13 protein-coding genes and 2 pseudogenes are annotated in these 20683 nt (G+C 45.7%); 10 read left to right on the plus strand and 5 right to left on the minus strand.

Annotation, left to right across the window (positions count from 1 at the left end; all coding sequences use genetic code 11):
* Window positions 1-162: 162 nt before the first annotated feature.
* The 3 genes and pseudogenes from RH949_RS11315 (at window position 163) to RH949_RS11325 (ending at window position 1873) form a co-directional block, all read left to right on the plus strand.
* On the plus strand, window positions 163-405 hold the full coding sequence (locus RH949_RS11315; RefSeq protein WP_446353138.1) for a hypothetical protein: 243 nt from the start codon (window positions 163-165) through the stop codon (window positions 403-405).
* A gap of 77 nt (window positions 406-482) precedes the next feature.
* Window positions 483-650: pseudogene (locus tag RH949_RS11320) on the plus strand (RNA-dependent DNA polymerase); the annotation flags it as partial.
* Between the two features lie 140 nt (window positions 651-790).
* On the plus strand, window positions 791-1873 hold the full coding sequence (locus tag RH949_RS11325; protein WP_446353140.1) for a class I fructose-bisphosphate aldolase: 1083 nt from the start codon (window positions 791-793) through the stop codon (window positions 1871-1873).
* A 931-nt stretch (window positions 1874-2804) separates the two neighbouring features.
* On the opposite strand, the pseudogene RH949_RS11330 reads toward RH949_RS11325, so the two are convergent.
* Window positions 2805-2903: pseudogene (locus RH949_RS11330) on the minus strand (Uma2 family endonuclease); the annotation flags it as partial.
* 125 nt (window positions 2904-3028) lie between these two features.
* On the opposite strand from RH949_RS11330, the gene RH949_RS11335 reads away from it, so the two are divergent.
* Entirely contained in the window at window positions 3029-4471 is a 1443-nt protein-coding gene (locus RH949_RS11335; protein ID WP_006102898.1) for an ion transporter, read from the plus strand.
* A 96-nt stretch (window positions 4472-4567) separates the two neighbouring features.
* Here RH949_RS11335 and pstB read toward each other — a convergent pair whose 3' ends face one another.
* The 4 genes from pstB to pstS all read right to left on the minus strand — a co-directional run bounded on the left by pstB (window position 4568) and on the right by pstS (window position 8807).
* A complete protein-coding gene (gene pstB, locus RH949_RS11340; RefSeq protein ID WP_006102965.1) occupies window positions 4568-5395 on the minus strand; it encodes a phosphate ABC transporter ATP-binding protein PstB in 828 nt (275 codons plus the stop codon).
* Between the two features lie 116 nt (window positions 5396-5511).
* The gene (pstA, locus tag RH949_RS11345) at window positions 5512-6423 is read right to left on the minus strand and encodes a phosphate ABC transporter permease PstA (RefSeq protein ID WP_006103070.1); all 912 of its coding nucleotides are present in this window, start codon (window positions 6421-6423) and stop codon (window positions 5512-5514) included.
* A gap of 64 nt (window positions 6424-6487) precedes the next feature.
* The gene (gene pstC / locus RH949_RS11350; protein ID WP_446353142.1) at window positions 6488-7438 is read right to left on the minus strand and encodes a phosphate ABC transporter permease subunit PstC; all 951 of its coding nucleotides are present in this window, start codon (window positions 7436-7438) and stop codon (window positions 6488-6490) included.
* A gap of 229 nt (window positions 7439-7667) precedes the next feature.
* A complete protein-coding gene (gene pstS, locus RH949_RS11355) occupies window positions 7668-8807 on the minus strand; it encodes a phosphate ABC transporter substrate-binding protein PstS (RefSeq protein ID WP_446353144.1) in 1140 nt (379 codons plus the stop codon).
* Between the two features lie 587 nt (window positions 8808-9394).
* On the opposite strand from pstS, the gene iscB reads away from it, so the two are divergent.
* The 6 genes from iscB to RH949_RS11385 all read left to right on the plus strand — a co-directional run bounded on the left by iscB (window position 9395) and on the right by RH949_RS11385 (window position 20668).
* A complete protein-coding gene (iscB, locus tag RH949_RS11360; protein WP_044208782.1) occupies window positions 9395-10678 on the plus strand; it encodes an RNA-guided endonuclease IscB in 1284 nt (427 codons plus the stop codon).
* A gap of 73 nt (window positions 10679-10751) precedes the next feature.
* Complete coding sequence (gene bioB, locus RH949_RS11365) at window positions 10752-11867, plus strand: biotin synthase BioB (protein WP_446353164.1); 1116 nt, start codon at window positions 10752-10754, stop codon at window positions 11865-11867.
* A gap of 29 nt (window positions 11868-11896) precedes the next feature.
* On the plus strand, window positions 11897-12481 hold the full coding sequence (locus tag RH949_RS11370) for a biotin transporter BioY (RefSeq protein ID WP_006102882.1): 585 nt from the start codon (window positions 11897-11899) through the stop codon (window positions 12479-12481).
* A gap of 174 nt (window positions 12482-12655) precedes the next feature.
* Window positions 12656-13204 (plus strand): signal peptidase II, encoded by a 549-nt coding sequence (lspA, locus tag RH949_RS11375; RefSeq protein WP_006102995.1) that lies wholly within the window; start codon window positions 12656-12658, stop codon window positions 13202-13204.
* A 1168-nt stretch (window positions 13205-14372) separates the two neighbouring features.
* On the plus strand, window positions 14373-16253 hold the full coding sequence (locus tag RH949_RS11380) for a methyl-accepting chemotaxis protein (protein ID WP_446353147.1): 1881 nt from the start codon (window positions 14373-14375) through the stop codon (window positions 16251-16253).
* A gap of 191 nt (window positions 16254-16444) precedes the next feature.
* Window positions 16445-20668, plus strand: coding sequence for an Hpt domain-containing protein (locus RH949_RS11385; protein WP_446353149.1), 4224 nt, complete (start codon window positions 16445-16447; stop codon window positions 20666-20668).
* Window positions 20669-20683 lie beyond the last annotated feature (15 nt).

Raw genomic sequence — 20683 nt, forward strand, 5'->3', positions numbered from 1 at the left:
GATTGGCTTGATTTGAAGAAAACCTAGCTTAATCGCTTAATTAGTTGGGTTTCCTTCGTCAACCCAACCTACAAGCATTACACCGTGGGACTTTGGCTTAATTCATAAGACTTTATTATCACCCTAAGTACGGGAGAGCCACAGCTTACTGTATTGCCGCTGATGGATGTTTTGATTCGGGGAACGCAGATCACCGGGAATGCGATCGCGAATAATGGTCATAATGGAATTCGGTTAGAAGCGAGAGGTGATGAAGCAGGGTTTAATGCTTCCATTACTAACACCCAAATTTTAAATAACACAATTCACGATAATGGAGCCAATGGTATTCAAATTACGACGGTGGAAACTGTTCGTGTTACCTGCTACTGTTTCGGGACAATCGATAACCGCAACTGCCACTGACTCCAGCGGGAACACATCCGAATTTTCTCGCCGTATTCAACTAAAGTTTTCTCTTGATAAGAGTATCAGAAACTTTGGTAATAGAACTGGACATCGAAAAATGTTTCGATAGGATAAGCCACAAATCAATAATGGAAAAGCTCATCGCCCCATCAGGCATTAAACTTGGAATCTTTCGATGCCTCAAGGCTAGAGTTAACCCAGAATTCCCCGAACAGGGTACAGCTCAAGGGGGAATGTCAAGCATTACTTCGATGCTTGCGGTGTCAGCGTGGGGAATTTTGAAATTTGCCAAGTAGCCAAACTCTATCGTTATGGGGACAGAGATCACCCCCAAAGACTGTCAAAATTGAAAAACAAGTGACAACACTTTGAGGAAAACAATATGACGGCTACTTTAACAGCACCTCAATCGATAGAATCCTGGTTGGGTGAAGAGGCAGACAATCTGTTGACGTACAACGCTAAAGTGGATAAAGGTCTGTTACATCTACCGAGTCCAGACTGGGTGGAACGGATTTTTGCCAATAGCGATCGCCCTGCCCCAGTGTTGCGTAGTCTTCAGCAGATCTACTCAAGCGGACGCCTTGCCAATACGGGTTATCTGTCTATCCTACCCGTAGACCAAGGGATTGAGCATTCCGCCGCCGCCTCTTTTGCCCCGAACCCGGTCTACTTTGATCCAGAAAATATTGTCAAACTTGCTTTGGAAGGCGGTTGTAATGCGGTTGCTACGACGTTAGGGGTTTTGGGCATGGTGTCTCGCAAATATGCCCACCGCATCCCCTTCATTGCTAAACTGAACCACAATGAAATGCTGACGTATCCGAATCGATATGATCAGCTTATGTTCGCCAACGTCGAGCAAGCCTGGAACTTAGGCGCTGTGGCTGTCGGTGCGACGATTTACTTTGGATCTGAAGAATCGAGTCGCCAAATCGAGGAAGTGAGTAAAGCGTTTGCCCGCGCCCACGAGTTGGGGATGGCAACAATCCTGTGGTGCTATTTACGCCATAGCGTGTTTAAGCAAGATAAAGATTATCATCTTTCTGCTGACCTCACGGGTCAAGCCAATCATCTGGGCGTTACCATTGAAGCCGATATTATTAAGCAGAAGCAGCCCGAATGCAATAATGGCTATGGTGCGGTGGCTAAAGCCACGGGTGAGAAATATGGCAGAACGGATGATCGCGTTTACACTGAACTCACTACTGATCACCCCATTGATTTGACTCGTTATCAAGTCCTAAACTGCTATGCAGGTCGTGCCGGTTTAATTAATTCTGGCGGTTCATCAGGGAAAAATGATTTTGCCCAAGCTGTTCGCACTGCTGTAATTAATAAACGGGCTGGCGGTTGTGGATTGATTTCTGGACGCAAGACATTTCAGCGTCCCTTCGAGGAAGGCGTTAAGCTGTTCCACACGATTCAGGATGTTTACTTGTCCGGTGACGTGACTATTGCTTAATCCTGAATTTCATTCCAGGATAGCGGATGGAGGATGAGTAGTCAGACATAAATTGGGACTTTGGACAAAAGGCTTATAAGCACTACATCTAGGGTCATACTCGCTTGAAAAGCATTTCACTATATGTCGTGTAACAATTTTGTCCAAAGTTCCATATAAGCTGTCATGCATTTAAATTGGGTATTAGTAGCGAGCAAGATGCAAAGCCTGCGGCATGGCTTCGCTAAACGCACTACAAGGATTTCGCCATTATTGACATTAAGGTTTAAATGCCGAACAGCTTATGTTATCTGCATGGAAAAGTCTCACTCTACTGAAACTTTTGTTGATGAGTGATAAGCTACTGAAACCAAAGCTAACAACAATCAAGAAACTTTTTGCACTCAGTATTGGTTAGATGCAAACGGAAAAAAACACATTTACACACCAGATCAATGGGAACGCATTGAAATAATCCGTGAAATTGCAATGGAGATTATCGCAATAAACAAAAAACCGGTACGAAGCTACAGGACGAGTGAGTTCAGTAGAAACAGTGCAAGTGTTAAGATTATTGAGCTAATGGCTAATGTTCCTGATGCTACACTGGCAGATATTTTACACTTTTCCGTTGAAGGCGGAGGTGATATATTACAGCGCTTCGCGCTGTCATGAAGTACAGTCAGTAGATCAAAGTCCTCCTTTTTAAGGGCGATTTAGGGGGATCGACAATGTACCGCATAGCAGAGCAAACTGCTGTAATTGCTCATCACCAACAGCAGACTTAGGCTAAATGCCACTGACTTTAGAGTTGGTAGTAAGCGCTTTAGCGCTTCTGGCACTAAAGTGCCTACTACGAACCCAGCTTAAGTCAGTGCCATTCGACTTAGGCTCAATGGCACTGACTGGTATGCTGGTGGGCAATGCCCACCCTACGGTATATCAAGGGTTTTAGTTCCGCTTTCTTGATCGTTGTCGTTGCTTGATAGCGTCGCTCAAATTCTTTTCGAGTTAAGCGATCGCCATTTTCTAGGGGCGGTAGGTTGGACATTGCCTGAGACTGTTTAAATGTATGGGTTTCGGAGTTTTTGACCGCCATAGAACAAGACCTTTTAAGCGTTATTGTTCAGTATAGATAAATGTCTCTAAAGTCAAGAGAGATTCTCATACCTCAACATGCCCAACAAAACCCTACAAGCCCGTTTGGATCGCTTTATCCATGCCCCCCAAACTGAACTGGCGCTAATCGTTCTCATTCTGCTTTCTGTAATTCTCGTGATTGCGGAAGTCACGCTTGATAATAACACTCAAGCCTATAAACTTGTCTATCTGACTCAAGAACTACTCACGGGCATCTTTATTATCGAGTTGACAATTCGCTATTTTGCTGCTAAAAATAAACGCCGTTTCTTCCGCCACTATTGGTTAGATATTATTGCCGTATTGCCCCTATTGCGAGCCTTTCGCCTGTTGCGGGTATTGCGCCTCCTACGACTATTGCGAGTGGGAATCCTACTCAATCAGAATTTAAATCGTCTTGGCTCTACCTTAGCCACGAGTATTGGTGTCCAGATTGGCGTATTGCTGGTTGTCGGTTTAATTATTTTAGTCGGCGCGATCGCGATTCACTTGCTAGAGGGGTTTACCAATCCGGATTTCGCCTCTGTGAAGGATTCCCTCTGGTGGAGCTTTTTTACCCTTGTATCCGGAGAACCCATCGGCGGCGAACCTCAAACCGATGCGGGGCGATTGGTTACACTCATAGTAATCCTGGGTGGCTTGACGATGTTTGCCATGTTTACGGGTGTCGTTTCCGCCGTCATGGTACAACGATTGAGAACAGTGATGGAAATTAAACACTGGGAATTGGACGAACTACGCGATCATATTGTTATCTGTGGCTGGAATCGCAGTGGACATCTGCTGATTGAGCAACTGCAAGCCGATCCCAGTTTAAAACACCATCCGATTGTGGTGGTTGCTGAATTTATCCAAACTCCGGAGCGAGAACTGAAACATGTTAATCGTTCCCAAATTTATTTCTATACCGGAGATTACACGACAATTGATGTCCTAGAAGCGGTGGGAATTTATCACACCTCACGGGCTATTTTGTTGGCAGATGCTACCCATCCGCGCAGTGATCAGGATCGGGATGCACGAACTGTTTTAGCGGCATTAACGATTGAAAAACTCCATCCGGGTATCTATACCTGCGCTCAACTTCTTGATGGCAAAAATAATGTGCAACTGCGAGTAGCGGGAGTGGAAGATGTGATTGTGGCGGATGAATTGGCGAGTCATTTAATGGCGACTTCAGTGCGAAACTGGGGTTCTGTGGATGTGTTAGCGGAATTGCTCACTGTGCAAACGGGGAACCAAATCTATAAAATTTCCCTACCCCAGCAATGGAATGGTATTTCATTCTGGAATGCGGCTCAATGGCTAAAAGAGGAGCTAGATAGTATTTTAGTTGCTGTGGAACGGCAAACTCAGGGGCGTCGAGAGACTCTGGTTAACCCAGCCAAAGATGAACAACTCATGTTGGGCGATCGCTTGGTTGTGATTGCTCGCCACCAGCCCCAAATTGAGAGAGTTCTTAAGGCTAAAAAGCAATAGATCTCAAAGAAGGGCTAAAGCCCTTACTACGAACTACGCACTACAAACTAAGAATAGAAGCCCACAGCATAATCTCCGATTTGCTGTGGGAGGATGTCACCCGAAACGTCCGCTTACATAGTCTTTCGTGGCTTCCTCCTTGGGATTTTGGAAGATATTTTCGGTTTCGTCGTACTCAACTAAATACCCCTGTTTTCCACCCTTTTCTGTGGCTCTGGCATTGAAGAAGGCGGTCATGTCGGCAACCCGTGTGGCTTGCTGCATATTGTGCGTCACAATCACAATACTGTATTTTTGTTTCAGTTCGTGCATTAAGTCTTCAACCTTGAGGGTAGAAATCGGGTCAAGAGACGCACAAGGTTCGTCCATTAATACCACATCCGGGTTAATAGCGATCGCCCGGGCAATACATAACCGTTGCTGTTGTCCCCCAGATAGGGACATCCCGTTGGTTTTCAGCTTATCTTTGACCTCATCCCATAAAGCGGCAGCGCGTAGGGAGTTTTCCACTAATTCATCTAGATCCCCTTTATAGTTATTTACCCTGGCACCATAAGCAATGTTGTCATAAATTGTTTTAGGAAATGGGTTGGGTTTTTGGAACACCATACCAATCCGCCGTCGTACTTCTACCGGATCAACACTTTTGTCATAAAGGTCTTTCTGGCGATAGTAAACCTTACCCTCAATGTGGAATGAATCAATTAAATCGTTGAGACGGTTGAAGCAACGAATCAAGGTACTTTTACCACAACCCGAAGGACCGATAAAAGCCGTGATCCGGTTTTTGGGAATTGCCATAGACACCCCTTTGACCGCTAAAAATTTTCCGTAGTAAATATCTAGGGTTTCTGTGCGTAAAACCGTTTCTGTTGATTGTTCATTACCTTGATTCGGACTTGCTACTTTTTGATTAGATTCCATAATAATTTTTCCTGAATTTTGGGTTGCATTTGGATACAATAAGTTGGTTTTCATGTTTAGACGTTGAATTTCAATCTCCCCTTGGAAATGGATAGATTAATCAGGTAATCCATAGTTCAATAAATGCTTTTCCGAGTTGCCCAACGAGAAATTACACTGGTTAATAAGACCAAAGCTACCAGGAGTAAAGAAGCCGCCCAGGCTAGTTCTTGTTGATCAGAAAAAGGCGAGGTGGCAAAATTGTAAACTAACACGGCTAGCGAGGGAGTTGGTTGACATAGTCCTGAGGGCCAAAAGAAGGTGAATAGAGCCGTGAAAATCAGCGGGGCGGTTTCCCCAGCGGCGCGAGCAACTGCCAAGGTGGTTCCCGTCAGGATGGCGGGTAAAGCGGCAGGAAGAACCACTCTCAATACCGTTTGATATTCCGAAGCTCCCACACCCACAGACGCCCAGCGCACATCCTGAGGCACAATTTGTAAGGCTTCATCGGTGGTTCTGATGATAATCGGTAGCATCAATACCGCCAGAGCTACGCCTCCCGCCAATGCGGAAAAACTACCTGAACAAGGGACGAACCCAGCTCCAAGCACGATAATCCCGTAAGCAAATATTCCAGCAATAATTGAAGGGACACCACTTAAGACGTTAGTAGCAAAGCGAATCCAGCGAGCAATTGGACCCGAACTAAATTCAGATAGATAAACGGCAGCTAAAACCCCAATGGGAACACTAATCAGCGCCCCAATTGCGATGACAATCAACGTCCCCACAATCGCATTGCCTACACCGCCACCGGATAAACCCGCTGCTGGGGGTAACTCGGTAAATAAGTCTAAGTTCAGGCGGTTAAACCCTTTGATGATCACATAGATAATTACCGCAAATAATGGGATTAAGGCAATAACCAGACAAGCTCCGGCTAAGATGGTCATGATGATCCCAAACAGCGATCGCCCACTCGTGTATGAACGGGTAAAACTGTGAGTGGGAAAGTCTTCAGCTTGTTTATCGGGGAGATTCTCGGACATAAAATTTTCAGGTTTTGATCCTTCACTTCACTTTTTGGGCATGGCGCATGAGTTTTAACTGAACTTAAAATTTCTTCACTTGGCGTACAATCAACTCCGCCAGAATGTTCACGATTAGAGTTAAGACAAATAACACGAATCCGGCATACATTAACGCCGCAACCTGTAAACCTGAGGCTTCGGCAAATTGGTTAGCCAATAGGGAGGCAATCGTATTAGCGGGGGCGAGTAGAGAAAAATTAAGTTGATTGGCATTACCAATCAGCAAGGTGACTGCCATAGTTTCTCCCATGGCTCGACCTAGCCCTAACATTATGCCACCAACAATGCCCGAAAATGCCGCCGGAATCAGAACTCGAAAGATGGTTTGCCAGCGGGTAGCCCCTAACCCTAGAGACGCTTGTCGCAAATCTGGAGGTAGAGATGCCAAGGAATCGCGAGAAATTGCCGTGATAATCGGCAAAATCATAATCGTTAAAATAATTCCTGCCGGAAACATCCCCACCCGCGTGGGTTCTGTACTAAACAGGGGAATCCAGGCGAAGTTGTTATGCAGCCACTCCTCAATCGGAATTAGGATTGGCACTAAAACATAAATACCCCATAGTCCGTACACCACACTGGGAATCGCCGCTAACAGTTCTACCATAAATACCAACGTCAGCCGCGCTGATTTGGGCAGAAAGTCTTCGCTCAAAAAGACGGCGGTGCCAATTCCCAGAGGGACAGCAAAAAATAGTGCGATCGCGGAACTCACCAGCGTCCCATAGATCATGGGGAGCGCCCCATATTCATTTTCTACGGGATTCCAAGCGCTGTTGACCAAAAAATTCAGACCGAATTCTCGGATCGCAGGTAAGGCTTCTATGCCCACCGTGATCGCGATGAAGATTAAAATACCCGCGACTGACAGCGCCAAAATGCGAGCCAGCCAAACAAACCCCCGATCTATCGTTTTTTCACCAACAGATCGTTGGGGCAGGACTGCTGAATTGGACTCAGCTTGTGTAGTCATAATTGAATAGAGTGAACCGATATTAGAAAATTAAAGGATACCAGTGAACCGATCAAACCTAGGATCTGAAGCAGTGAAGCAGATGGGGAAGACTTTTGGTGATCTTCCCAGAAAACGGGTTGTGTGGGGGGACGGGTTTCACGGTTATCGTTGCTTCTTTTCAACCCGCCCCGACTGAGTGGAAGAACTTTAACTCCCAACTCTCTTATCTCTATCCGTTTCTGTGAGGCTATTCACTCACCTCAATGTCATACTCGTCGCTAATCACATCAGCCGCCTCTGCTACTTTTTCTCGCACATTTTGCGGCAGCTTCACATAGCCTAAATCTGGGGCAATTTCTTGACCTTCGGTCAACATATACTCAATTGTTGCTTCTATGGATTTCGCCGTCTCCGGATCATCATACTCTTGGTAAGCCAAAAGCCAAGTATAAGTAACAATGGGATAGGATTCCTCGCCTTCAGGATCAGAAATAAATGCCCGCAGATTTTCCGGTAATGTAACCGCTTCTAAGGTTTTAGACGCCGATTCATCACTGGGCGTGACAAAATTACCCGATTGGTTTTCTAAAGCAGCAAAGTTAAGGTCATTATTCTTGGCGTAGCCGTATTCAACATAACCGATCGCACCATCGGTTTGTTGAATCTGAGCCGTAACCCCTTCATTTCCCTTTGCGCCAACCCCGGTGGGCCACTCGACGGTTTTGCCTTCGCCAACTTGCTCTTCCCACTCCGGACTAATCGCACTCAGGTGTTTTGTAAAGACACCTGTGGTACCACTGCCATCGGAACGATGAATCACGGTAATCGACTGATCGGGCAACTCTACACCCTCATTTGCCGCCGCAATTGCTGGGTCATTCCAGTTGGTAATATTACCCAGAAGAATATCCACATACACATCCCGTGGCAGTTTCAATTCTTCTACACCTTCTAGGTTGTATGCCAGTACGATACTACCCGCTGTCATCGGCAGCATCAGAACACCTCTATCGACTTCCGCGATTTCTTCATCCTTCATTGCCACATCACTAGCGCCGAAGTCTACCGTACCTTGAGTAAACTGTTCCACACCAGCACCACTGCCGACGGATTGATAGTTAACCTGCAGTTTGGGATATTGACTGTTGAGTTCTTGGAACCAACGCTGATAGATCGGGGCGGGGAACGATGCACCAGCCCCTGTTAGCGCTACAGGTTCAGCGAGGGCGAGTTTGTCATCACCCGCACCCATGTCAGTTTGATCGGTTTCTCCACCTGTGTCAGCCTCTTGCTGCCCTCCACACGCCGCTAGGCTAACGGCTAGAACTAGCACGGAAACTGAACGAACTAAACGAGCTGGATTGATGAAAGCGAGACGGAACACCATTTGACTAAGCCTCAAAGACAGTTACACTATGGGAAGTCTCTTGCAGGATACTCCTCATTCGTAAAGAGAAGGTTAACAAGTTTCAAATGAATTTCCGTAGGGGTTTGGTTTCCAAACCCCGGTTATTAATTTGATTCCTCATGACACACCGAGCGAAGCGATGTCCTGAGCCTGTCGAAGGGTCGAGGTGTTCCCCGTTCCCTAACTTGGTATAAGACAGAATGTCGGATATACGGTATAGTGTTAAGTCGCGGTTCTATCGGTTGTGACATTACAACCAAACCGTCGAAGTGCAAAGCGAGGGTCTAAGCGTCAACTACCGCACACCAACCCTGATCGGGTATGGTGTGGACTTGAATAAAGTCTGTTGACCAGACGGCTCACCTCGACTTCGCGGGCGTGAGCGGAGCCGAACCGAGCAGCCGTTAAGACTAAGAGTTAAAGTTCGTACCTTGGGATGCGTGCCAGTTCCAAGCTCTACAACTGGGTAATTAAACAGGTCATTCGGAAAAGCCAGTGTTACTCAGAAAGTACCGAGTCTTAACCTCGTCGAGGCAAACTTTACCAGTAATGAGAGTCTCAAAGTAATGCGAGTTTTCGTACTAGATAAAAAATTGAAACCTCTTGACCCCTGCCACCCTGCCAGGGCAAGAGAACTACTGAACAAAGGAAGGGCTAAAGTATTTAAACGCTATCCATTCACTATTGTTTTACAGGATAGAGTTATTGAAGATTCAGTTACTCATTTTCATAGAATCAAAATCGACCCGGGTAGCAAGACTACTGGAATTTCGGTTGTCCAAGAGGAGACAGGGCGAGTTACAAACGCCTTGGAAATCTCTCACCGAGGGCAGCAAATTAAAGACGCTCTTGATTCACGCTCTTCATTGCGAAGAGGAAGACGTAATCGTAAAACCCGTTACCGCAAACCTCGTTTCTTAAACAGAACCCGTAAAGAGGGATGGTTGCCACCATCTCTTGAAAGTCGCATTGCCAACATTGAAACTTGGGTGAGGCGAATCAGGAAACTTTGCCCAATTACCGCTATCTCTCAAGAGCTAGTCAGGTTCGATTTGCAGCATAAGCAAAACCCTGAGATTAGCGGGATAGAGTACCAAAGAGGTGAACTGTTCGGTTTTGAGGTCAAAGAGTATTTACTCGCCAAATGGAACAGAAAATGTGCTTACTGTGGCATTGAAAATGTACCTTTTGAGATTGAACATATCCTCGCCAAAAGCAAGGGAGGTTCAAATAGAGTCAGTAATCTTTGCCTGAGTTGCCATTCCTGTAACCAAAATAAAGGGAACCAACCTATTGAGGAGTTTTTGAAGAGGGAGCCTGAAGTTCTGAAACGAGTTCTAGCTCAAGCCAAAGCACCTCTTAAGGATGCCACTGCCGTTAATGCTACTCGCTGGGAACTGTACAGAAGACTTCAATCAACGGGTTTACCTGTAGAGTTAGGTTCTGGGGGTTTGACAAAGTTTAACCGTCAAACCCGAGGAATTGAGAAAACTCACGCTTTCGATGCAGCTTGTGTTGGTGCTTCAACGCCTGAAAAACTTCTTCTCAACGGAATTAAACCTTTGATTATCAAAGCCAAAGGTCACGGAAGAAGGCAACGTTGCGGAACCAATAAATTTGGTTTCCCAATTCGCCATGCTCCGCGAGAGAAGTTTTTCTTATGTTTCCAAACCGGAGACTTGGTGACAGCAAATGTCCTAACTGGAAAATATGCAGGAACTTACACAGGTCGAATCGCTATTCGATTCAGACCGAGATTCAAGTTAACCACAGGAGGTAAAAGCTTCGACGTGCATCCGAAATATTTAAAAACCATTCACAAGGCTGACGGCTATGAATATGCATCTTGATTTATTTGTTGGCGGCAATTCCCCAGACGCTGACCGTTCAGGTACAGACGTCCGCCCCCTTGCCGCAATTATGATGGTTCAAACGCCATTACGACAGTCTGACAATTCACTCCATCCGGATACGGCGAATTCCTCAGCCTCCGTACCCACCTCAGTGCGAGACTGGCTCAACGCTCTCGCCCAACGGATTATCGCAGGCGATCGCATCAATCGAGAGGAAGCGCTGAAACTGACGCAGATAGAGGGACAAGATAATATTCTGCTCCTGTGTGAAGCCGCCGATCAAGTGCGCCAATCCTGCTGCGGTAACACCGTGGATTTATGCAGTATTGTGAACATTAAATCTGGTAGCTGCTCAGAAAACTGCGGCTTTTGCGCCCAGTCTGCCCATCATCCGGGAAAGGATTCCCCTATTTACGGACTCAAATCCCCAGAGGAAATACTGGCACAAGCCAAAGCCGCCGATGCAGCAGGGGCAAAGCGTTTTTGTTTGGTAAGTCAAGGGCGTGGACCGAAATACCAGTCTCCAAAATCCACAGAATTTGAGCAAATTCTGGAAACTGTTCAGCGGATTATTAGCGAAACTGGAATTAAGCCCTGCTGCGCCTTAGGAGAAGTGACACCAGAACAGGCACAGGCACTCAAGGAAGCTGGAGTTACTCGCTATAACCATAACTTAGAGGCATCGGAGAACTTTTTCCCGGAAATCGTCACCACTCATCGTTGGCGCGATCGCGTCGAGACGATTAAGCATCTGAAAGCGGCGGGAATTCAAGCTTGTACGGGTGGCATTTTGGGAATGGGAGAAACCTGGGAGGATCGGGTAGATTTAGCCCTAGCCTTGCGGGAATTAGAGGTGGAATCTGTCCCCCTGAACTTGCTGAATCCCCGTCAAGGAACGCCCTTGGGAAAACAGACAAAACTTGATCCATACCAAGCACTAAAGGCGATCGCGATTTTCCGGCTGATTTTGCCCGAACAAATCATTCGCTATGCTGGCGGACGAGAAGCGGTGATGGGCGAACTCCAAGCCTTGGGATTGAAAGCCGGGATTAATGCCATGTTAATTGGTCATTACCTAACCACTTTAGGACAGCCACCAGAACACGATCATGCCATGTTAGAGTCATTAGGCTTAACCGGAGGCGAAGCACCGCTTCCCGGAGAACATCAATCCCAGCAAGTATAGAGGGGGAGTTAAGGACGATTCGCGTAAAAGTGTCTGCTCCCCATGAACTCGTTTGGGCTTTAATTGGCTTATTACTGACTATCGGTGGCACCTTTTTAGAAGCCTTCGTGACAAATCCGCCCTGGGATTGGTCAAGCCAAGGAATTCAGCCCATTTCCTTAGGCGTTACCTGTCAGATTGGGGCGGTTCTACTTGTTGGGTGTTTAGGTGGAAAAAATGCAGGTGTCCTGTCTCAAATTGCTTATGTGGTTTTAGGTTTAATTTTACCGGTCTTTGACCAAGGCGGGGGTTTAGACTATGTAATAAAACCCATGTTTGGCTATTTATTAGGATTTATTGCGGGAGCCTGGGTTTGTGGTTTTTTGGCGTTTCGTCTGCCTTTGCGATTAGAATCCCTAGGGTTTAGCTGCTTATGTGGTTTATTCACAATCCATATTTACGGAATAGGCTATTTAACGATTTTTCATCTTATTTTGAACATGACAAGTAGGGATGGTTTATCGTTGATGGATACCATGTTGAAATACTCGATTTATCCTTTACCAGGGCAGTTAGCCATTGTTTGTGCGGTTACAGTTGTAGCGTATACCCTGCGGCATTTATTGTTTTATTAGTCATTGGTCATTGGTCATTGGTCAAGTAATTCTCTCATTCAAAATTTAATCATGGCGGGTTTTGAAAAAATATTATCATCAATAGCTTGCGCGACAGTCCCTAAACCCGCCCCTACAAACCAGGTTCCCTGAGCCAAGCGAAGGGTCAGATCTTTTCCATCCCTAACTATAACCATGCCTTTTAAAAAAAATCGTTACTTCTGGGTAATTGCCGCTGTTAGTGTAATTGTGGATCAACTGACTAAATATTTAGTGGTACAAAATTTTGCCTTATACGAAAGTTTGCCTCTGATTCCCGATGTTTTTCACTTAACCTATGTACTCAATACTGGGGCAGCATTTAGTCTGTTTAGTCAGGGCGGAGTTTGGCTGCGCTGGCTATCACTGGCAGTGAGTCTGGGGTTAATGGGGTTGGCATGGTTTGGCTCTCGGCTGAAACCGATTGAGCAGTTAGGCTACGGCTTTATTTTAGGCGGTGCATTAGGGAATGGAATTGACCGCTTTTTTAATGATTGTATCGTTAATGGAAAAGAGTTAACCTGTGTAGTTGATTTTCTGGAATTCCCGATTGTCAAGTTCCCTATATTAGTCGATTTTCGTCATATTCGACTCGCGCCTTTTCCGGTGTTTAATTTTGCTGATGTTTTTATTAATCTAGGGATTATCTGTTTGTTAATTATCAGTTTTCGCCAAAGCCCATCGGCGGCTAACTCAAACAAGTAGTCTGAGTGTGCCGTTTCAAAGGTCAACTTAAGCTCAACCCCTCACCCCCAGCCCCTCTCCCACGCCGGGGAGAGGGGAGCAAGAGAATCAGGTTCTCCTTCTCCCATGAAACAAAAAGCGAAGCATCCTTCCAGTAGTGCCGTGGCACACCTTATTTGATGAATTAGAATTGGTTCGTAGTGAGGGAACTTCAGCCCTCTCCAGCTAAGCGTTATAGCACTAAAGTGCTTACTACAAACAAAACCCTATTTTAGCTGTGCCACGACAGTAGTAGCGTGACACAGCTAATTTGATGAATTAGAATTACGCCCGGAAAACCTATAAAATTAGGCGCTAAAGCCCCTACTACAAACCTGCTTTTGTATTGATGCTATTTATCGTAATACATTGTCACTAAATGTATGACAAGCGTATGTTGTTTTGTATGACAATTTTCTAAGCTTTTGCTGGATAAGTCGTATTTTTATATAGAGACTTATTAGGCTAAACACAATCTTTTAATCCTGTTAACGTAAAATATACTAACTTAAATAATGGGTTTTATTTTTTATTCATAAATTATAAACAATTGATAAAATTGTTGCCAAAAATCAATCCAGTGCAATAGCATAGGAATGATGTAGGCAATGGTCTGATAAGATAAAAAAACTGGGTATCTCTAGTAGTCTGGGTTAAACGCTCCTCTAGAATCTATGTCAATCAAAGCCAATACCTCGTCAGGTTATTTGGCTTCAATATTGCTCAAACCCAGCATTTTTGAACAGGCTGACTTTCTATTCTCAATTCAGCCAAAAACGATGATCAGCTCTCATCCTACAGATTGGCTAAACCAGGGTTATCTATGATTATGTTGAACGAGCAAACTTGGATTCAACTGAACTAAACAGCAAGTATCCTGCGATGACCTACACCTTGACAGACTTACGATTTTGCAGCATACGTTTGGCTTATCCTTTAGGAAAAATGCCCTGAGTGAATTTATCGGTAAAGACGTAACCAATTTCATCCCTGTGCTAAGACGGGTAAAAACCCATCCCCCCTAATCTGGCAAAACAGAGGACTAGGGGGTTTCCAAGGAAGGAAATGAATGGACTGTATTTTTTCGCCTCCCATCTCCGGAAGGGAGATGGATTTGTTCAACGGAATCTAGAGTGGTAGGTAACCAGCCATGTGGGCAAAATTTCTCAAAAATTTAACCAACCAGAAAAAGCTTCAAAATCAAATCTTATTGCTGCTGTTTTTAAGCAGTCTTATTCCTGTCTCAATTGTGGGACTTTATGGGATATTTTCGTCCTCGACTGCTTTATCCGAAGTCTCAGAAACTAAACTTGAGGACAGGGTTACTGATGATGCCGAAAATATTGATGCTGTCTTAGAGGGGATTAATGAGGATGTCTTATTCCTGAGCAAGATTCCCGCTATTCAAGGGATTATTCGCTCAGAAACGGCTTCCGAAGGCAATCAATCGGCTGATGTTTGGGTAGACCAAGCCCAGACCATTTTTGAGAGTCTAATGCAGGCGAAGTCTCAATATATGCAGCTTCGGTTTCTTGACGAAAATGGTCAGGAAATAGTCAGGGTTGATTCCGATGGAACGACGACGACAATTATCCCTGAATCGGAGTTACAAAATAAGGGCGATCGCGGCTATTTTGTGGAAACGATGAAACTGGAGCCAGGTGAGGTTTATGTCTCCCCGGTTAACTTAAATCAAGAACAAGGAAAAATCGAAACCCCGTTTAAACCAGTAATTCGCTACGCCACACCTGTTGCTGATGCAGCCGGTACAAAACAGGGAATTGTGATTGCCAATGTTTTTGCTAAGAAGTTTCTCAGATATATCGAGGATGCCAATTTAAGCGAGGGCGAAACCGCCTTACTGGTTAATGCAGAGGGCTACTATCTCTCTCACCCTGATGATGAGAAAGAATGGGGATTTGATCTGGGCAATGATGAAACCTTGGCGAAGGATTATTCTGACCAAATTGTTGAGCAAATTCTCCAAGGCGGACAGGGATTAATTGGTACAGGAAGTAATGAACTCATTAGCTACGCTACCGTTGATCCAGCACCGAATCAACCTGGCTTTTTAGTGGCTATCCGTACCGTTCCCAAAAGCACAATTTTTGCCTCTGTGACGGCGTTTAAAGTAGTAGCGACGCTGATTATTTTAATCTCTCTCGCCGCCGTGCTACCCGTGGGCGTTTTCCGGACAAGTCAACTAGCAGATTTACTTAAACAAATTGTGACTCGTATCTCCACCTCTAGCCAAGAGATTTTTTCCACCTTAGAAGAACAAGAACGGGTGGCGAGTCAGCAAGCGGCTTCAGTGAATGAAACGACTACTACCATGGATGAGTTAGAAGCCTCCTCCCGACAATCTGCAGAACAAGCCAAGGCTGCTGTATCCGCCGCCCAGAAAGCGTTGGAACTGACTCAGGGAGGAACCCAAGCAGTCGGTGAAACCCTGGAAGGGATGTACACCCTGGAGAATAAAGTCGGCGCGATCGCACAACAGATTGTTCGTCTTTCTGAACAGGCAAATCAAATTGGTAGTATTTCACAGTTGGTGTCTGAATTAGCCAACAAAACCAATATGTTAGCCCTCAATTCCTCCGTAGAAGCGGTGCGTGCGGGAGAACATGGGAAAGGCTTCTCGGTGGTTGCCAATGAAATTCGCAAATTAGCCGATCAAAGTCAACAATCGGCTGACAAAATTGGCATACTGGTGTCCGAAATTCAAAGCGCGATTAACTCAACGGTAATGGTGACAGATGAAGGGACAAAAACCGTGGCATCCGGTGTGCAAATTGCCCAAAAAACTAATGAAGCATTCACCGGTGTAGCCGATGCGGTGGACAAAGTGGTGTTAAATAACCAACAAATCTCCCTGAACTTAAAACAGCAAGTCGATGCAATTCAACAAGTCGTCGAGGCGATGGAAACTATTAATAAGGGGGCAAAAGAAACCGCCACAGGGATTAATCAAACCAAGATCGGGACTCAGCAACTGAACGAAACCTCTCTGGAATTGCAAGAGATGGTTTAACTGAGCCGGGGGAGCAATGTTCCAGACGTAGCCTGCTACGTCTGGAAGCTAGAGCAAATTGTGTAGGGGCGGGTTTCACTACTATCTTTTCGGTTACACCCAGATGTAAATAAACCCGCCCCGACTTGACAAATGACAAATGACGAATGACGAATGACAAAGGACAAAGGACATAGAGCGAATGACTAATCATGATCATAGAAGACGAAGAACTGCGAAATCTGTATAAAACGGCGGGTGAAGAACGGCTAAAGAAACTCACTGTCGGTTTGCACCATCTACAAAAAAATCCAGAGAATGAAACAACCTTAGAACAGTTGCTGCGAGATGTTCACAGCTTAAAAGGAGACTCCAAAAGTTTAGGCGTTAAGGCTGTAGAAACCCTTGCCGATCGCATAGAATGGACTCTGGGACGGATTAAACGCCAAAAGCTGGTTTTTTCGCCGTCAGTGAGCCAATGTCTTGATCATGGATTAGATGCAATTCGTCTTTTAATTGCTGAAGCAATAACAGGTAAACCAAGCGACGTCAATTTAGCTGAAATACTGGATCAATTTCAACAACTCGCCATTGAACCAGCAGAGAACGCCGCAGGTAGAGACATTCCACCAGAACCTCTAGAGAGAGAGGATATGAGCGCTGAATCATCTGAATTAGCCGAAAGCTATATCGACGATGATGAACTCCGAGAAGTTTATCAACTGGCTAGTCATGAACGGTTACAAAGCCTAGACGCTGGGTTGCGTCATTTGACAGAACATCCAGACGATGAAGCTATCTGGGAACAGTTGCGCCGGGAAGCCCATAGTATTAAAGGCGATTCTCGTAGCGTTGGGGTGGAAACCGTGGAAATTTTGGCTCATCCCCTAGAAGAAATTATCGAGAACCTTAAATCCCAACCCACGGCGTTTACCCCAGATGTTAGCCAAACCTTACATCAAGGATTAGAGGCGATTAGCAAATTAGTCCAAGAAGCGATAACCGGTCAACCTAGTGCGGTGGATATCACTCAGGTACTAGAACAATTTATGCTAGTGTTGGAGGATTGCCAACAATCGGCTGTGGCGTCTCCAATTCAAGGGGAACCAGGGCTTGTCGGGGCTAGTTTTACCGATACCCTTGAGCCGACAACCGATAACGGAACCAAACCCACCCCGCCTCAACCGTCTCCCCCATCCCAACTCGCCGAAAGCTATATCGATGATGATGAATTACGAGAGGTGTATCAACTCACCAGTGGTGAACGATTGCACAGCCTGGAAACGGGGTTAAATGATTTAGCCCAAAATCCAGACAACGACGCTATCTGGGAAGAGTTACGCCGGGAAGTTCATAGTCTTAAAGGCGATTCTCGCAGCGTTGGCGTGGAAACCGTGGAAATTTTGGCTCATCCCCTAGAAGAAATTATCGAGAACCTTAAATCCCAACCCACAGCGTTTACCCCAGATGTTAACCAAACCTTACATCAAGGAGTAGAGGCAATTAGTAAATTAGTCCAAGAAGCGATAACCGGTCAACCCAGTGCGGTGGATACCACTCAGGTGCTAGAACAATTTATGCTGGTGCTGGAGGATTGCCAACAATCGGCTGTAGCATCTCCAAGTCAAGCCGAACCAGGGCTTGTCGGGGCGGGTTTTACCGATACCCTTGAGCCGACAACCGATAACGGAACCCAACCCACCTCGCCTCAACCGTCTCCCCCACCCCAACTCGCCGAAAGTTATATCGATGATGATGAATTACGAGAGGTGTATCAACTCGCCAGTAGCGAACGGTTGCAGATTTTAGAAGCCGGGTTACTGCATTTAGAAAAATATCCCGATGACCAAACTACTTTAGATCAATTACTGCGGGAAGCCCATAGTCTCAAAGGCGATTCTCGTAGCGTTGGCGTCGAATCGGTGGAAACCCTTGTCCATCATATCGAAGAAGTTTTCGATCGCATCAAACATCGACAACTCGGTTTTACGGTCAAAGTCAGTGAAAGCCTCTATGATGCATTAGAAGCCATTCGTGGCTTAGTCGAGGAAGCGGTAACGGGTCAACCTCAGGGTGTGGATACGGCGCAAGTGCTGAATCAATTAATCGACGCCATTGAAGCATCAGCCCAATCTCCCCCGGTGATTCCTATCTCCGAAACTCCCACGCCTTTATCCTCTCGTCCGGATTCTGTCACGATTGTCGGGTTACCCAATGTCCCATCTTCATCCTCTCAACCTCCCCTCAGCACCACGTTTATTGACGATGAGGAAATGCGGGATGTTTATAAACTCGCCAGCCTTGAACGCTTACAGAAGCTAGAAGCGGGATTACTGCAATTAGAAAAGCAGCCGGATGACCCAACCACATTAGACGAATTACTGCGAGAAGCCCATAGTTTAAAAGGAGACTCTAGAAGCGTCGGCGTTGAACCCGTGGAAATGTTAATCCACCACATTGAAGAGATTTTGGGTGGGATTAAACTCCAGCCAACTATTTTAACCCCAGAAATTAGCGATCGCTTGTATCGAGGATTGGATGCGATGGGTAAGCTCGTACAGGAAGCGGTGACGGGTCAATATCAGGGTGTGAATACTACGGCGGTTCTCAACCAATTACTCGATGTTTCTCTCCCTAGCTTACCTGATGCTGGATCGACTCCCGTTAAACCCCTTCCCACCCAACCGCCAGTACCCAAAACCCCAGCCCTAAGTGACACCTACCGGATTGATACGATTCGGGTTCCTACTCGTGATTTAGATGGGTTAATGGCGCAAGCGGAGGAATTAAATGTCACGAAACTTCGTGTTGCATACACGGCGTCAGAAATTGAGGAACTGGTGACACTTTGGCAAGAGTGGAAAGCCTTTTATCGTCAATCCGGTGAGGCGACAGCCACAGACGTTAACCCATTCCAAGAACGCTTAGATGAAAAAATTACCGCCTTACGCACCGCCACCCAGGAAAATACCTCTAACCTCGATTTAATTGCAGAGGATTTACGGGAGAGAATTCAAACCCTACGCCAGTTACCTCTGTCTACTATCTTCCAGTTGTTTCCCCGTATGGTGCGGGATTTAGCCCGCAAACAATCGAAACAGGTGGAGTTAATTATTGAAGGGGGAGAGACGACGGCGGATAAAACTATTCTGGAAGATATTAAAGACTCTTTAACCCATCTAATTCGGAACGCGATCGATCATGGGATTGAGACACCCGCAGAACGGGAAAAATTAGGTAAACCGCCAGTAGCAAAAATTTGGCTGCGGGGTAGTTTAATTGGTAATACGATTATCATTGAAGTCGCTGATGATGGGCGAGGACTGGATATCGACCAAATTAAGCAAACCGCCATTAAACGGAAGCTTTACCAACCCGATGAACTAGAGAGGATGAATCCCAGTCAAATTTATGACCTAATTTTTACCCCCGGATTCTCCACCCGCAGCTTTATTACTGAAATTTCGGGTCGAGGGATTGGCTTAGATGTTGTCAAGACAAACATTGAACGACTCAAAGGCGCGATCGCGATCGAATCAACTCCCAATCAAGGTAGTACATTCCGCATCCAACTTCGCACCACCTTAGCCACCGTTAATGCCTTATTTGTTGAGGTTCAGGGAATTGTTCAAGCCCTCCCAATTGAATTCGTCCAAACCAGTTTACTCCTTTCCCCAGATGAAATAGAAACCGTTGATGGGCGGGAGACGTTAAACTGGCAAGGTCAAAGGGTTCCCGTCGCCAATCTTGCCAATGTCTTGGAACTCTCGAACTCTCCCGCTTACGCCCTGATCACCAAAAAAGAAACACCGCTATCTGAGTTGCGATCGTGTATTTTACTCAAGGTTGGTGATGAAGTTTCGGGATTTTTAGTCGATCGACTTTTGGATACCCAAGAAATCCCTCTCAAACCCCAAAGTACGTTATTAAAGCGGGTGAAAAATATTTTGGGTGCAACGATTCTCCCCACTGGGGACGTTTGTATGATTCTCAATCCGGCGGATTTAGTTAAGTCGGGACAACAACAAAGTCCCGCAACAGTTTCGGTTAAAGCCAATACGGTTCTACAAACGAAACCGACAATTCTCTTAGTCGAAGATTCTCTCCCAGTGCGAACGCAAGAACGACGACTTTTAGAAGGGGCGGGGTATGAAGTAGTAATTGCGGTTGATGGATTAGATGGCTATACCAAACTTAAAAGCCGTCATTTTGATGCCGTAGTTTCTGATGTGGAAATGCCTCATTTAGACGGGTTATCTTTAACCGCCACGATTCGCCAGCATTCGGAATATCAAGACTTACCGATTATTTTAGTCACCACCTTGGATTCAGAAGCTGATCAACAACGGGGTGCAGAAGCCGGAGCGGACGCTTACATTATTAAAGGTAAGTTCAACCAAGCGTTTCTATTAGAAACCATCAGCCGATTGGTTTAATTGAGTGAAAATTTC

Origin of the sequence: Coleofasciculus sp. A1-SPW-01, from assembly GCF_040217205.1 — a bacterium.
GTDB classification, from domain to species: Bacteria; Cyanobacteriota; Cyanobacteriia; order Cyanobacteriales; family Coleofasciculaceae; genus Coleofasciculus; species Coleofasciculus chthonoplastes_A.

What these genes read in the sequence shown, in the direction of transcription:
- RH949_RS11315 (WP_446353138.1), top strand. Translation starts at nt 163, where the DNA reads ATGGATGTTTTGATTCGGGGAACGCAGATCACCGGGAATGCGATCGCG.
- RH949_RS11325 (WP_446353140.1), top strand. Translation starts at nt 791, where the DNA reads ATGACGGCTACTTTAACAGCACCTCAATCGATAGAATCCTGGTTGGGT.
- RH949_RS11335 (WP_006102898.1), top strand. Translation starts at nt 3,029, where the DNA reads ATGCCCAACAAAACCCTACAAGCCCGTTTGGATCGCTTTATCCATGCC.
- pstB (WP_006102965.1), bottom strand. Translation starts at nt 5,395, where the DNA reads ATGGAATCTAATCAAAAAGTAGCAAGTCCGAATCAAGGTAATGAACAA.
- pstA (WP_006103070.1), bottom strand. Translation starts at nt 6,423, where the DNA reads ATGTCCGAGAATCTCCCCGATAAACAAGCTGAAGACTTTCCCACTCAC.
- pstC (WP_446353142.1), bottom strand. Translation starts at nt 7,438, where the DNA reads ATGACTACACAAGCTGAGTCCAATTCAGCAGTCCTGCCCCAACGATCT.
- pstS (WP_446353144.1), bottom strand. Translation starts at nt 8,807, where the DNA reads ATGGTGTTCCGTCTCGCTTTCATCAATCCAGCTCGTTTAGTTCGTTCA.
- iscB (WP_044208782.1), top strand. Translation starts at nt 9,395, where the DNA reads ATGCGAGTTTTCGTACTAGATAAAAAATTGAAACCTCTTGACCCCTGC.
- bioB (WP_446353164.1), top strand. Translation starts at nt 10,752, where the DNA reads ATGGTTCAAACGCCATTACGACAGTCTGACAATTCACTCCATCCGGAT.
- lspA (WP_006102995.1), top strand. Translation starts at nt 12,656, where the DNA reads ATGCCTTTTAAAAAAAATCGTTACTTCTGGGTAATTGCCGCTGTTAGT.
- RH949_RS11380 (WP_446353147.1), top strand. Translation starts at nt 14,373, where the DNA reads ATGTGGGCAAAATTTCTCAAAAATTTAACCAACCAGAAAAAGCTTCAA.
- RH949_RS11385 (WP_446353149.1), top strand. Translation starts at nt 16,445, where the DNA reads ATGATCATAGAAGACGAAGAACTGCGAAATCTGTATAAAACGGCGGGT.